At 73.1% G+C, this 13,954-nt stretch carries 10 protein-coding genes and 1 pseudogene; 10 read left to right on the top strand and 1 reads right to left on the bottom strand.

From position 1 onward, the window contains the following. The first annotated feature begins 67 nt into the window (after window positions 1–67). The 5 genes from ACFYXV_RS28220 (at window position 68) to ACFYXV_RS28200 (ending at window position 6,809) form a co-directional block, all read left to right on the top strand. Window positions 68–907, top strand: a complete 840-nt coding sequence (locus tag ACFYXV_RS28220) for an aldo/keto reductase (protein WP_385474333.1) — start codon at window positions 68–70, stop codon at window positions 905–907. A 66-nt stretch (window positions 908–973) separates the two neighbouring features. Next, window positions 974–2,236, top strand: a complete 1,263-nt coding sequence (locus ACFYXV_RS28215; RefSeq protein WP_389384339.1) for an FAD-binding protein — start codon at window positions 974–976, stop codon at window positions 2,234–2,236. A 392-nt stretch (window positions 2,237–2,628) separates the two neighbouring features. After that, window positions 2,629–3,807 carry a YcaO-like family protein gene (locus tag ACFYXV_RS28210; RefSeq protein WP_389384338.1) on the top strand — a complete coding sequence of 393 codons (1,179 nt, stop codon included), beginning with the start codon at window positions 2,629–2,631 and terminating at the stop codon, window positions 3,805–3,807. A 1-nt stretch (window position 3,808) separates the two neighbouring features. Continuing rightward, the gene (locus ACFYXV_RS28205; RefSeq protein WP_389384337.1) at window positions 3,809–5,281 is read left to right on the top strand and encodes a TfuA-like protein; all 1,473 of its coding nucleotides are present in this window, start codon (window positions 3,809–3,811) and stop codon (window positions 5,279–5,281) included. Window positions 5,282–6,041: 760 nt separating this feature from the next. Then, a complete protein-coding gene (locus ACFYXV_RS28200; RefSeq protein ID WP_385474341.1) occupies window positions 6,042–6,809 on the top strand; it encodes an NPP1 family protein in 768 nt (255 codons plus the stop codon). A 130-nt stretch (window positions 6,810–6,939) separates the two neighbouring features. Here the strand turns inward: ACFYXV_RS28200 and ACFYXV_RS28195 are convergent, their stop codons facing one another. Further along, window positions 6,940–8,676, bottom strand: coding sequence for a carbamoyltransferase N-terminal domain-containing protein (locus ACFYXV_RS28195; protein ID WP_389384336.1), 1,737 nt, complete (start codon window positions 8,674–8,676; stop codon window positions 6,940–6,942). Window positions 8,677–9,067: 391 nt separating this feature from the next. Here ACFYXV_RS28195 and ACFYXV_RS28190 point away from each other — a divergent pair, with 391 nt between their 5' ends. The 5 genes and pseudogenes from ACFYXV_RS28190 to ACFYXV_RS28170 form a co-directional block, all read left to right on the top strand. Next, complete coding sequence (locus ACFYXV_RS28190) at window positions 9,068–9,583, top strand: VOC family protein (RefSeq protein WP_385474345.1); 516 nt, start codon at window positions 9,068–9,070, stop codon at window positions 9,581–9,583. A 32-nt stretch (window positions 9,584–9,615) separates the two neighbouring features. Next, window positions 9,616–10,824 (top strand): zinc-binding dehydrogenase, encoded by a 1,209-nt coding sequence (locus ACFYXV_RS28185; protein WP_389384335.1) that lies wholly within the window; start codon window positions 9,616–9,618, stop codon window positions 10,822–10,824. After that, on the top strand, window positions 10,821–12,254 hold the full coding sequence (locus ACFYXV_RS28180) for an MFS transporter (protein ID WP_385474349.1): 1,434 nt from the start codon (window positions 10,821–10,823) through the stop codon (window positions 12,252–12,254). Before ACFYXV_RS28185 ends, ACFYXV_RS28180 begins: the two co-directional genes overlap by 4 nt. 302 nt (window positions 12,255–12,556) lie before the next feature. Beyond that, complete coding sequence (locus ACFYXV_RS28175) at window positions 12,557–13,786, top strand: sedoheptulose 7-phosphate cyclase (protein ID WP_385474351.1); 1,230 nt, start codon at window positions 12,557–12,559, stop codon at window positions 13,784–13,786. 22 nt (window positions 13,787–13,808) lie between these two features. Continuing rightward, window positions 13,809–13,954, top strand: a pseudogene (locus tag ACFYXV_RS28170) (carbamoyl phosphate synthase small subunit); the annotation flags it as partial.

Below are 13,954 nucleotides of genomic sequence, written 5' to 3'. Positions count from 1 at the left end.
TGATCCGGATCATCGGCACGGCGCGCAGGATCGGGCTGGGTCGGCTGACGCGCGGAGCGGGTACGCCATGACCACCGTGAGCCAGACCCCCACCGTGCGCCTGAACTCCGGCGCCGCGATGCCGGCGATCGGCCTGGGGACGTACGAGATACCCGACGCGGACGCCGCGCAGGTGGTCCGCTGGGCCACCCGGATCGGCTACCGACTCATCGACACCGCCGCCTCGTACGGGAACGAACGCGGCGTCGGCGAAGGCGTCCGTTCCGCGGGCGTGCCGCGCGAGGAGCTGTTCGTCGTCTCCAAGGTCCGGGGCCGCGACCAGGGCCACGACGCGACGCTGCGCGCCCTGGAGGCCAGCCTGCGCCGCATGGGCCTGGACCGCCTGGACCTCTACCTCATCCACTGGCCGCTGCCGCGCCACGACCGGTTCGTGGAGACGTGGCGGGCGATGGCCCGGCTGGTCGCCGAGGGGCTCGTCAGGTCGATCGGAGTATCGAACTTCACCCCGGCCCACCTGGACCGTCTGGAGCGGGAGACCGGCATCGTGCCGGCCGTCAACCAGGTCCAGATCAACCCGTGCCTGACGCAGACGCCCTGGCAGCGGTACGCCGCGGACAAGGGCATCGCCCTGCAGTCCTGGGGGCCGCTCGGCCACGGCGGGGCCCTCCTGCGGGAACCCGCGGTGGAGCGCGTCGCCGACCGCCACGGCAGGACCCCGGGCCAGGTCGTGCTGCGCTGGCACCTCGACCACGGGCTGGTGCCGATCCCCAAGACGGTGCGCCCCCAGCGCCTCGCGGAGAACCTGGGCGTCTTCGACTTCCGGCTGACGCGCGACGACCACCGGGCCCTCGCGTCGTTGGCGGGAACGCAGACCGCCATGGACCCCGACGACCACGAGGAATTCTGAGCCCGGGCACGGACTCGACCGCCGCGCTCCTGTGACCACGGCCGCCGCACCAGGAAGGGATCACCCATGACGCCCATGACGCCTCTGACGCCTCTGACGAACTGGGCTGGCAACATCACGTTCAGCGCCGCCCGGGTCCACCACCCCACGTCCGTATCGGCCGTGCAGACCCTGGTGAGCAGCCACCGCCGCGTCGGCGTGCTCGGCACCGGGCACTCCTTCAACTCCGGTGCGGACACCAGCGGGGAGTTGCTGCGCCTGGACCGCCTCCCGCGCCTCGTCGAGGTGGACCGGGCGCGGCGCACGGTGCGGGTGAGCGCGGGCACCACCTTCGCCGAACTCGGTCCCCGCCTCCATGAGCACGGCCTGGCGCTGCGCAACCTCGGGTCGCTGCCGCACATCTCGGTGGCCGGTGCCTGCGCCACCGCCACCCACGGCTCGGGGGACGACAACCCCGTCATCGCCGCCGGCGTATCGGCCGTGGAGCTGGTGACGGCCGAGGGCGACCTGCTCTCGCTGGACCGGACCGCACCGGACTTCCCAGGCGTCGTGGTCTCGCTCGGCGCCCTGGGCGTCGTCACGAGCCTGACCCTGGACCTCGTTCCGGCCTACGACGTCCAGCAGTACGTCTACACCGACGTCCCCTGGCAGACGGTGGCCGCCGGCTTCACGGACATCACGGGGAGCGCGTACAGCGTCAGCGTGTTCACCGACTGGCGTGAGCGCACCCAGATCTGGGTCAAGCACCGCATGGGCACCGAGGCTCCGGACCTGGACTGGACCGGCGGGATCCTCGCCGACGAACCCGTGCACCCCGTCGACGGGCACTGCGCCGCCAACTGCACTCCGCAGCTGGCCATTCCGGGCCCGTGGCACCTGCGCCTGCCGCACTTCCGCGCCGAGTTCACCCCCAGCACGGGGAACGAACTGCAGTCGGAGTACTTCGTGCGCCGCGAGGACACCGGCCGGGCCCTCACGGCCCTGCGCGCGCTGCGCGGCACGATGGCACCGGTCCTGCAGGTCTCGGAGATCCGCACCGTCGCGGCCGACGAGGGCTGGCTCAGCCCCGCGTGGCAGCGGCCCGCCACGGCACTGCACTTCACCTGGGTCCGCGACCCCGGGGCGGTCGCCCCGGTGGTCGCGCGGATCGAGGAGGCGCTGGCCCCGCTGGACGCGCGCCCCCACTGGGGCAAGGTGTTCTCCACCCCGCCGCGGGCGCTGGCCGCGACGTACGGCCGCATGGAGGACTTCTGCGCGCTGCGCAAGCGCCTGGATCCGCGGGGCACGTTCGGCAACGAGTTCACCGACCGGCACCTGCCCGGAGGGTGACCTGCCGGGAGCGTCCGCCAGGGCCGCTCGCGCCGCCTCATGGGGAGGATCGCTCGACGCCGTCCGCAGCCGGGCGCCCACCGGGCCACCGGGCCACCTGGCGTCGGTCATTCCGGCAGCTGGGAGCGCAGCGCCTTCGCCACGGCCACGCCACCGCCTCGCCTCGCCTCGGCGGGAGGGGCGTGCGCGGTATGCGGCCGCTCCCGCTCGCTCCCCCCGGTCCCCCGTTCCCCCGCGCCGCCGAGGCCTCGCAGCACCCCGTGGGGCCCGGAAATCTGGCCGGGACGGACCGAACGGACGACACGGTCTCCGCCCCTCCTTCCCTACCGTCGAAACGAGCCCGTTCCACGGGTTCGCCCCCCTCCGACGACGATCCGAAGGACGGCCGTCCCATGACCGCCACCACCACACGTCCGGCGCCGCACCACACCCTGACCGTCGAGCGGCTCGGTACCCACCGGGCCGTCGCGGCGGAGGAGACCTGGCGCCGCCTGGAACCGCTCTTCCCGCAGGCCGGGATCACGCGGGTGGCCGACGTGACGAAGCTCGACGACATCGGCCTGCCCGTCTGGCAGGCCGTACGGCCGAACGCGGCCAACCTGTCCGTCGCCCAGGGCAAGGGCTTCACCCACCGCCTCGCCCGGGTGTCCGCGGCCATGGAGGCCTACGAGTCCTACGTCTCCGAGCAGCCCCGGCCCGACGCCGTCACCGCGTCCGTCGCCGACCTCGCCGACGCCCTCACCTATGACCCGTACCTGCTGGCCCCCTCCGCCGACCGCACGCCGTCGCCCCGGACCCCGCTCACCTGGTGCCCGGCCGAGGACCTCACCGACGGCCGCACGACCTGGCTCCCGGTGGACGCCGTCCGCACCGACCTGCGCGTCCGGACCCGGTGGGCCCCCGACACCTTCGCGGCCGTCACCAGCAACGGCATCGCCGGCGGCAACACCCTCACCGAGGCCACCCTGCACGCCCTCCAGGAGGTCGTCGAGCGCCACGACCTGGCACTCGCCCTGGCCGCGGGCGGGTCCTGGGCGGACGCCGCAGCGCTGCGCGCCGGCCGCCACGGCGCGGCGGCCGCCGTACTGCGCCACTGCGCGGAGGCCGGCGCGGTGGTGCAGGCCGTGGACCGCACCGGCCCCTGGGGGCTGCCGACGTTCGAGGCGCGGCTGTGGTCGCCGAGCGTGCCCTCGTGGTTCTCGGGCTCCGGCACCCACCACGACGCCGACGTCGCCCTGTCCCGGGCCGTCACCGAGGCGGTGCAGTCCCGGCTCACCGCCATCGCCGGAGCCCGCGACGACCTCCCGTTCATCACGTACGCCCCCGAGGCCGCCGAGCCGGCCGCCCCCGACGCCCCGGACAGCGACGACCTGATCGCGCGCCACCACGCCCCACCGGCCGCGGAGGCCGCCGGCCGCGACCTCGACGCGGACCTTGAGGAGCTCCTGGGCCGCCTGACCGGGACCGGGCACCGCGTCCTGCGCGTGGACCTGACGCCCGCGGGCTCCCCGCTACCGGTCGTCCGGATCGTCGTACCCGGCACCCGGTGCGAGCACAAGGCGGGCAGCTGACATGAGGACCCGCACCCCTGAGGACCGCCGTACCGTCGTCACCGCGGGGCCCACCCTCACGCCCGACGAGATCCGCCTCGTCCTGCCCGGCGCCGAGGTCCGCCCGCCCGTGGCCGCGGACCAGGTCCTGCGCTGGGACCTGAGGCCCGGCGACCGGCTCCTGATCATCGACGGCCTCTTCCTGCACTCCCGTGCCATCCGCCACAAGGAGCTCCTCGCGCTGATCGACGCGGGAGTCGAGGTCTACGGAGCGTCCAGCATGGGCGCCCTGCGCGCCGCCGAACTCGCGCCCTTCGGCATGGTGGGCATCGGCAGCGTCTTCCGCGCCTACCGCGACCAGGAGATCACCGGCGACGACGAGGTCGCCCTGCTGCACGCCGGCCCCGAGGCCGACCACCGCGCCATGAGCTGGGCCCTGGTCGACCTCCGCCACGCCGTCCGCCACGCCCAGCGCACCGGCGTCATCGGCAGCGACTGCGCCGCGCTGATCGTCGACACCGCCGCCCGCATGCCCTTCACCGCCCGCGACAGCGCCACCGTCCTGGCCGCCGCCCGCGCACAGGGAGCCGACGCGGACGAGCTGGACGCCTTCCGTACCGGGTACGCCCGCGGCGGCCCCCGCATCAAGCGGCGCGACGCCGTCACGGCCCTGCGCCATCTGGCCCTCACCAAAGAGCAGCCACCGGCCGCGGAGGTTCCGGCGCGCGGCCGCCTCACCTACCTCGGGGCGCCGGTTCCCCTGGCCGAGACCGTGTTCCTGCGCTCCTGGCGCAGCACCCCGCTGCCGGAGGCATGCCGCAGCGGGGCCACCACCCCGGTCTCCGGCGAGCAGGTCCTGGAGGCGCTGGCACTGACCTGGGACGGCTTCCCGGACGCCCTGCGCGACATCGCCGCCGCCGAGATCCTCGCAGTGCTCCCCACCGCGCACGGCACGCCGCCGCTGACGGCCCGGGCCGGCTGGCCCGCCCTCTCGGCCACGCTGTCGGAGCACTCGGCGGAGCTGGGCCTGCCGGCCGACCGGGCCGCGGCCCGGTCGTACGCGGAGCTGCTGCGGCCGGACGAGCGCGAACTGCCCTGGCAGCAGGCCGGCGCCCTGCTGGCGACACGGCTGTGGCGGACCACGTCCCGCCTGGACTGGGCCACGCCCGCCGTCGCCGCACTGCGCGACCACCCCGCCTTCGCCGCGACGGCGGCAGCCCTGATCCGCTGCGGCGAGGAGAGCGACCCGGACGACCCGGCGGATGCGGCGGACTCCGCGGACTCGGCGGCCGAACAGCAGCGCACGCGGGCACAGTGCGCCCGAATCCTCGCTGCCTGGCAGGTCACCGGCCCCGCAGAGCTGATGCCGGCGCTCCGCGCACACGGCTTCCTGGGCCTCCCCGACTTCGTCCGCACCGTACGCGCCCACCTGCCCTTCCTGAGCACGGCCGAGCCCGTGCCGGAGGCTGCCCGGGCGCCGGGGGCGGCCGCATGAACGACCGGCCCCGCCACCTCGACCACCACGCCGCCACGCCGCCGACGCCCGCCGCACCCTGCGCGTGGGCGTGGGCCGGGCCAGCACCGGTGACGACGCCGACCCGGCGGCCCGGCTCATCGCGGACGCGGTCGCGGACGCGGACGCCCCGCGCGACACCGTATGTGGGCGCCACGAGCCACGGTCGGCGCGCCGTGCCGCGTGTCATCCCCCCGGTCGTCCGCACGGACGACACCTCGACCCGGACAAGGCTGGTGGACTGGAGACATCAAGCACGGACACCCCGTCCGTGAAACGAACGAAAGGCCTGACATGACCGTCGACCAAGAGCTCGCCCTTGCCCTCGCCGCCGAGTTCGGTGCCGTCCGCGCCGGCACGCTCGCGGAGTAGCGCGACAAGAGCGCTCGCCACCTCCGGCTCCCGGTACTGGTTCCAGTACCGGGAGTTTCCTCATGCGACGAGGGCGTCGCTGCCGTCCGGTTCCCCGTCGACCGCAAGGGCACACACCCCAAAGGCCCCCGCTGCCGCCCGCTGCCCGCTGCCCGCTGCCCTACGACATCGCCAGGGCCCTCGCGGCGCAGCTCCCGTCGGCGCCTCGGTCAACTCCCTTCGGGCAAAAGTGAGTTGGTTACACGCGTAGGCGGCGGAACCAGTGGTGTCCGCCTCTTGCCGCCTCGTCGTGGCTGGCCAATGATGCTGCGGGCGCGCACCGGCAGACCGCCGGTGCGCCCCTCCCCCGCGCCCCCCGAGGAGACCTCGTATGCGAACGGGTCATCGCCTGAGCAGATCGGCGGCTGTCGTCGCAGCAGCCCTCGCCCTGGTCATCGCCGTTCCCCAGGCGGCCTTCGCGGCCCCGCCCCCGGGCCTGCCCGGCAACGCCTCCGCCCTGGAGTCGACGTTCCAGCCCGCCTACGACTACGACACGGACGGCTGCTACCCGACACCCGCCATCGGCTCGAACGGGGAGCTGAACGGCGGGCTGAAGCCGACCGGCGCGCTCAACGGGAGCTGCCGCGACGCCTCGGACCTCGCCAACACCAACGGCTACTCCCGCGCCAAGTGCAACAACGGCTGGTGCGCGGTCGTGTACGCGCTCTACTTCGAGAAGGACCAGGCTCTCGCCGGTGTCAGCCTCGGTGGGCACCGCCACGACTGGGAGCACGTCGTGGTGTGGAGCCAGGGCGGCGAGGCCAAGTACGTGTCGACGTCGGCGCACGGCGACTTCGAGATCCATGCGCGCGACCGGATCCGCTGGGACGGCACCCACCCGAAGATCGTCTACCACAAGGACGGTATCGGCACCCATTGCTTCCGGGCGGCGAACACGAACGACGAGCCCCCGGAGAACCACCGCGGGACCTGGCAGTTCCCCACGCTCGTCGGCTGGGAGGGCTACCCGGCGAACCTGCGGGACAAGCTCGCCTCGGCCGACTTCGGCAGCGCGCACTTCGGGCTGCGCGACGACTCGTTCGCCTCCCACCTGGCAAAGGCCAAGCCGGCCGGGATCCCCTTCGACCCGAACGCGTGACGGAAGCCCCCGGGCCGGATGGCCGACTCGGCCCCCTTGCAAGTGACCGGCGCAGGCCGGCCGGGGAGGAGACGGGTATGCGGGGGCACGGGCCGGCCAGGCGGCCCGCCCGTGCCCCCGGCGCCGGGGCTCAGTCGGTGACGGACACCCGGTCGGCCTTCGTGTAAAGGGTGCCGTCGCACCAGATGTGGTTGAGGCGGCCCCACTCCGCCGCCGTGGCCACGTCGGGGAAGAAGCCGCGACCGTTCATGTTGGCGCTCGTGTTGCACAGCACCGGGATGCCGGTGAGCCGCTCGTAGGCGGTCAGCACCTTGGAGACGGGTGTTCCGGCATCGGAGTCCACCGTCTGGAGGCGGGCGGTCCCGTCCAGGTGCACGACGGCCGGGATGCGGTCCCCCCACTCGGGACGGACCCGGTGCTCGAAGAGCATGTACGGGTCGGGGGTGCCCGGCGAGAAGACCTCCGCCGCCCGCTCCGTGAGGCAGATCGGCGCGACCGGGCGGTAACCGGCTCTGCCCTTCACCTCGTTGAGGCGCTCCTTCGTACGCACGTCCGTCGCGGGCGCCAGGAGGCTGCGGCCGCCCAGCGCCCGGGGGCCGATCTCCGCCCGCCCGGCCAGGAACACGACCGGTTCCCCCTCCGTCGCGAGCAGCTCCGCGAGCTGCGCCTCGTCGCAGGGGGAGGCGCGCCAGCCCTCCGGTGCCGCCCCGGCCGTCGTCAGGCGCGGGCCGCTGTACACGTCCCAGTCGAGTCGGGTGTGGCCGGACTCGGCGAACATCGCGCAGGCGGCGGCACCGATGGCCGCACCGGAGTCGTTGGGGAAGGGCGGTGCCCAGACCTCTCCGAAGAGGCCCGAGGCCCGCAGCTTGCTGTTCCACTTGATGTTGAGGGCGCAGCCGCCGGCCAGGGCCAGGTTGGGCCTGGAGGCGGGGTAGTGCTTGCGCACCTGGACGGACACCTCGTCGAGGATCTTCTGCCCGAGGTAGGACTGGAGCGTCGCGATGATGCCGGCGCTGGTCATTCCCGGGAAGAGCGAGGCGCGTTCGGCGACGAGCCGCTCCCTGATGTACAGGACCTGCTTGACGAGCGCGACGGCGTCGTTCGTCGGGGTGATGCCCGAGAGGAGGTCGTCGAAGGTGCCGAACGCGGCTTCGTCGACCGTGCCCAGGGCCGCGTAGGCCATGGCCTTTCCGGCGACCGAGAGGATGCCGAGCTGTACATCGGGGTCGTTCGGGTCGTCCACGATCAGGGAGGCGTTCTTGATCTGGAACGGCTCCAGGGCGGAACAGAGGATCGAGAACATGTGGCCCGAGAACGGGAGGACCACGCCGACCTGGGTGACCTTCGGCGGGTTCGGCGCGACGTGGTAGAGGCGGCTGGTCGCCCCGCCGTCCCAGGTCAGGACGAGGGCTTCCTCCCCCCGGGCGGCGAACGGGCTGGCGCAGTACGAACCGAGCACGTGCCCGGTGGAGTGGTGGTAGCTGGAGTACCCGTCGGCGCCCCGGGAGAAGCTGTGGTCCGTGAGGTGGCGGCGCAGGAGCGGGTTCTCGCCTCGGAAGCCGCCTGCGACCATCTCGTCGGCGTACGAGGCGACGGGGAGGCGCAGTGTGCAGCCACCGTCCCGGACGGGGACTTCCGCACGCCCCGTGACCGGGTCCTCGAACCAGCCGTCGATGACGAACCGGTCGACGCTCGCGAGGTCGACCCCTTCGGCCGTCAGGATCTCCTCCACGCGCGCCACGTCGTCCAGCGGGCTGTAGCGCGGCCGATTGCCTATCTTCTCCATCTCGACGCTGAATGCGAGGCGGTTTCCGTCGATGACGGCGACCCCGCCGTCATGGGTCATCTTGATTCCACAGATCAGCATGGATTTCTCTCTTTGCGTGGTGGACGTGGCCGACGGGGAGCCGTCGATCCGGGCACCGGAACGCATCGTGGCGCCACTGGCGCAATCACCGTAGGTACGGCCCCGGACCGCCGGTTCCTCCGTGCGGACGAGAGCCCGGAGGACAGGTCCGCGCGGCGGGCGAAGTCCGGCCTCCCCCGGCATCCCTTTCCTCCGCACCCCGGACCAAAGGGATGACACGGGCGGCATCACGGCCGTCCTAGAGTCCTGGCACATCCCGGCGCCGTCGGCGAAAGACGCCCCGGTGCGCGCAGCCCGCACGCCGCCGTACGCCGGACCTCGGAGGTCCGACGTCCGACGTCCGACGTCCGACGTCGCACTCCGTGCCGCTTGTACGAAAGGACCACGCACCGTGCCAGAACTCATCCACCACATCGGATTCCTCGTGGCCGATCTCGAAGCCGCGATCGTGCAGTGGGAGAAGGCCACCGGCTACCGATTCAGCGAAATAGGCCGCTACCGCACCGACACCTACGCCGACGACAGCGCGCCTCACCCGCACCCGCACGACGCGCGGATCTCCTTCTCCAAGGAAGGTCCTCCCTACATCGAGCTCATGGAATTCCACGGGCAGGGCACGCATTCCGCCTCGCACGGCGAAGGAATCCACCACCTGGGATTCATGGACCACCCCGACGTGGAGGGGCGGCGGCAGGATCTGGAGGCCGCCGGAATGCGCTGCAACGGCATCGCCCTGGACGAGGACGGCAAGACGCTGCTCTGGTTCACGGACAAGGACGACCTCCACGGCGTGCGTCTGGAATTCGTCAGTCCCGTCCCGCAGCCCATCGTGATGGACGACGGCGGCGCGGCCCACCGCGACGGCCGCGGTTTCCCCTCCCTGTGGCCCGTGGAGCCGCCCGTATGAGCGGCTCGGTGAAGGGACCGGCGAGAGGACCGGTGAACGGATCACAGAAGGGATCGGTGACCGGGTCGGCGACCGGGTCGGTGACCGGATCGGGGCGGGCGGGTGAGACGACCCGGGCCAACGTGTGGGTCGACCGCGGCCGGCTGGAGCTGACGCGGCTGCCCGTGCCGGACCCGCCGCCGGGCGGGATGCTGCTGGAGGTCACGGCCAACGGGATCTGCGGCACCGACGTCCACTTCCTGGGCCTGCGGCCCACCGCACCGCTGGTCCTCGGCCACGAGATCGTCGGCCGGATCCTGGCCTTCGGCCCCGGGCACCCGGGCACCGACGCCGACGGCCGGCCGCTGCGGACCGGGGACCGGGTGGCGCTCTTCCCCTGGCTCCCCTGCGGCCGCTGCTGGGGCTGCCGGCGCTTCGGCCCCGGGGCGACGACCTGCACGGACGCCTTCGTCTACGGCATCCCTCCCGAGGCCATCGGCCTGCCCCCCGCCGCCGCCGGGCACGGGCCGCCCACACTCACCGGCGGTTTCGGCGACCACCTCGCCGTCCGGGCCGGGACCTACCTGTGGAAGGTCCCGGACGGCGTCAGCGACCCGGTCGCCTCCCTGCTCGACCCCCTCGCCGTCGCCGTCCGCTCGGTCACCGTCGCCCGTACGGCGACCGGAACCTGGGACGAGGTCCTGACCGCCGACTCCACCGCCGTGGTCCTCGGACTCGGCGCCGTCGGCCTGCTGACCGGGCTCGTCCTGCGCCAGGCGGGCATCGGGACCGTCATCGGCACGGGATCGCGGCCCGCACGGCTCGCAGCCGCGCGGGACCTCGGGTTCGACACGGTCCTCGACACGGGCACACTCGACCCGGCGGAACGCCGCGCGATCGTCCTCGACCGGACCCACGGACGCGGCGCGGACCTCGTGGTCGACGCCGCGTCCGGCCCCACCGCGTTCAGCGAGGCGATGTCGCTGGTCCGGCGCCTCGGCACCGTCGTCGAGGTCGGCAACATCGTCTCGGACGGAACGACGGTGCCCGTCGATCCGGCCGCCGACGTGTGCCAGCGCAACGTGCGGCTGCTCGGCGTGAGCTTCAACCCTCCCCGGTCGTACGCCGAGGCGATGGCCCTGCTCTCCCGCCCGGATCTGCCGCTCGACCGCCTGATCACCCGCACCTACCCCCGGGAACGGGCCGACGAGGCGCTGCGCGCCCTGTCCGGCGACGCGGTGAAGCTGGTGCTCACCCCGTGAACGGGCCCGTGGCCGTGCGCGCCCGGCGGGCCGAGAAGCTCACCGCACCGGACACCGGGCGGCCACCGCGCGCACTCCGTCGCGCGCAGCGCCGTACGCTCGCGGTCGCCGTGTCCGCGGGCGCGCTGATCGGCGTGTCGATCTCCACCATGAACGAGAGCCTGACCGACATCGCCGCGCAGTTCGGCCTGTCCCCGCTCCACGAGGGGATCGTGGTCAGTGCCCTGCTGGTCGGGGCGCTCGTGGGCAGCCTGTGCTCGGGTGTGATCACCGGACGCATCGGCAGGCGCCGCATCCTCTGCCTCGCCGGGGCTCTCGGCGCGGTGTCCGCCGTGCTCTGCGCCGCTGCCCCGAGCGCGGCGGTGCTCGTCGGCGGACGGTTCCTCATCGGCCTGGCCATGGGGGTGGCCTCGGCCGTCGGTCCCGTACTGGTGGCGGACCTGGCCCCGGCGCGCACCCGCGGCTCCGTCGTCACCGCCTACCAGGTCTCGATCGCCGTGGCCATGCTGGCCGCGCTCGGCCTGGGCATGGGCCCCATGGGCCACGGCGGCTGGCGGGTGCTCTTCGCCGTGAACGCCTTGCCCTGCGTCGCCCTGTGCCTGGCGGCCCTACGGGTTCCCGACGCCCCCGGGGACCTCGTGGCGCGGGGGCGGACGCCGCAGGCCTTGGCCGTCCTGCGCAGCACGCGCGACCCCGAGGAGGCGGCCGCCGAGCTCGCCGTGCTGTCCGGCGCGCGCCGGACACCGCACCGGTCCGTCCTGCGGTGTGCGGCCGACCCCGTACTGCGCCGGCCCCTGGCCATCGCGGTCGGGGCGGCGCTGATGAACCCGATCGTCGGGATCGGGGCCGTGGTCTACTACTCGACCCTCGTGTTCTCCTCGGCCGGGCTGCCGGGCGGGACCGGGGCGAGGACCGCCAGTCTGACCGTCGGCATCGTGAACGTGGTGATGTCCTTCGTGGCGCTGCGCCTCATCCGGCGCCACGGACGGCGGCCGCTGCTGTCGGCGGGTTTGGCCGGGATGATCGCGGCCTTGGGTGCCGCAGCCTGCTTCCAGCTGGTGGACGTGGCGGCTGCCGGGGCGCTGACCGTCGCGGCCGTGCTCGGCTACATCGCCTGCTACGCCTTCTCGGCCGGTCCGCTGAGCTGGGTGCTGTTCGCCGACGTGCTGCCCCCGGAGCTGCGGGCCCGGGTCTCGGGCGGGGCGCTCGCGGGAACCTGGGCGGTGAACCTCGCGATCGCGCTGCTGTTCCCGGTGCTCGTCGGCACCCCCGCCGCTCCCGGCCGGCTCGCGGGAGCCTTCCTGCTCTTCGCGGTGGTCACCCTGGTGATCCTGGTGCTGCTGCGCCGGTACGTGCCGGAGACGAAGGACCGGACGCTCGCGGAACTGCGGACCCTCTTCGACGCGTCGGGGCCCGCTCGGACGCGGTGACGCCCGCGCCGCCGGCGGAGTACCCACCACGCGCCACCAGGGGCACTGCACAAGCTGCTCCCGACGGCCATGCGTGGCGCCTCGCCCGTGCTGCGCGGGCCGTCGGGCGTCCGATGCCGGACGTCCGGCGCCGGACGTCCGGCATCGGACGTCGGACATCAAGGGCGGGGTGAAACGCGGATGTAGTTCCCCGGTTGGTCCGTTCGGTCGACAACACGGGACCGGCACCGGCAACAGACTCACGTCCAGACGTGACGGAGGTGGCCGCCCGAGGGCCCCTCCCCCACAGGATGGAGCGGAACATGACCGAGCCGTACCGCTGGACCATGAATGCGACGAGGCGCTACGACTACGAGATCGTCGAGACCACACACCTGTTCGACCCGGACAATCCGGAACTGGGCAGACTTCCCGACGACAGCGGGGACGGCGGAGACCACGCAGATCACGGAGGCACCCGCCTCGTGGTGATGGACGAGACGGTCGAGGAGATCTACGGCCAGCGGATCCGCCACTACTTCGCGCAGAACGGAACCGCCGTCGACTACCTGACCGTGCCGGGCGGCGACGCCCACAAGACGTTCGAACAGGTGCTGCGCATCGCATCCCGCCTCACCGCCATCGGGACGAACCGGCGCGGCACACCGCCGATCGCCATCGGCGGCGGCGTGGTCCAGGACGTGGTCGGAATGGCCGCCAGCCTCTACCGGCGGGGAATCCCGTACGTCCGGGTACCCACCACCCCGCTCTGTCAGATAGACGGCAGCGTGTCCGCCAAGACGGGCGTGAACTACGAGGGCTGCCGCAACCGCCTCGGGACCTTCGCCCCGCCTCCGCTCACCCTCATCGATCGCAGCCTGATCGCCTCGGTGCCCGACCGGCAGGTGCGCAGCGGGCTCGGCGAGGCGCTGAAGATGGCGCTGATCAAGGACGCGGAGTTGTTCGAGCTGCTGGAGGAGTACGGCCCCACGCTGGTCGCCGAACGGCTCCAGGACTCGGGTCCTGACACCCGGGCGCTCCAGCCGGGCCGCATGGTGATGCACCGGGCGATAGCGGGGATGGCCGAGGAACTGCAGAAGAACCTGTGGGAGACCGATCTGAAGCGGATCGTCGACTACGGGCACACCTTCTCGCCCGTCGTCGAGATGACCGCCCGGCCGGAGCTCTGCCACGGCGAGGCGGTGGCGATGGACTGCGTGTTCAGCGCGGTCCTGGCCCACCATCGCGGGCGGCTCCGGCTGCGGGACCTGGAGCGGATCGTGAACACGGTCAGGCGGATCGGCCTGGCACCGTCCCATCCCATGTTCGGCGAACCCGCCGTGATGCGGCAGGCCCTGACCGACACCATGCGCCACCGCGACAACCACCAGTACCTGACGCTGCTGACGGGGATCGGCCGCACAGAGTTCGTCGACGACGTCACCGAGGCGGAGATCGACGACGCCGCACGCGTGATGGCCGCGCTCGACCGCGATCCCCGGACCCGTCTCGCCGACGTTTGCGCTTCCCCCCGCGTCCGAATGGCCGCCTGAACCCGACGGAAGGAACGCAACGATGGCCACGTCCGTACGCCCGAGCCGCACGACCCACACGAGCCTCAGTCCTGCCGTTCTCGTCCTGGAGGACGGTCGGATCTTCCGGGGCCGCGCCTACGGCGCTGTGGGGGAGACCTTCGGCGAGGCCGTGTTCTCCACCGGCAT

This window comes from Streptomyces sp. NPDC002181 (genome assembly GCF_042890485.1).
Lineage (GTDB): Bacteria > Actinomycetota > Actinomycetes > Streptomycetales > Streptomycetaceae > Streptomyces.
The sequence above is the reverse complement of the archived record's forward strand: the minus strand, read 5'-3'. Positions and strand labels throughout refer to the sequence as shown.

Coding starts and splice junctions, on each gene's coding strand:
- ACFYXV_RS28220 (WP_385474333.1), top strand. CDS start 68: ATGACCACCGTGAGCCAGACCCCCACCGTGCGCCTGAACTCCGGCGCC.
- ACFYXV_RS28215 (WP_389384339.1), top strand. CDS start 974: ATGACGCCCATGACGCCTCTGACGCCTCTGACGAACTGGGCTGGCAAC.
- ACFYXV_RS28210 (WP_389384338.1), top strand. CDS start 2,629: ATGACCGCCACCACCACACGTCCGGCGCCGCACCACACCCTGACCGTC.
- ACFYXV_RS28205 (WP_389384337.1), top strand. CDS start 3,809: ATGAGGACCCGCACCCCTGAGGACCGCCGTACCGTCGTCACCGCGGGG.
- ACFYXV_RS28200 (WP_385474341.1), top strand. CDS start 6,042: ATGCGAACGGGTCATCGCCTGAGCAGATCGGCGGCTGTCGTCGCAGCA.
- ACFYXV_RS28195 (WP_389384336.1), bottom strand. CDS start 8,676: ATGCTGATCTGTGGAATCAAGATGACCCATGACGGCGGGGTCGCCGTC.
- ACFYXV_RS28175 (WP_385474351.1), top strand. CDS start 12,557: ATGACCGAGCCGTACCGCTGGACCATGAATGCGACGAGGCGCTACGAC.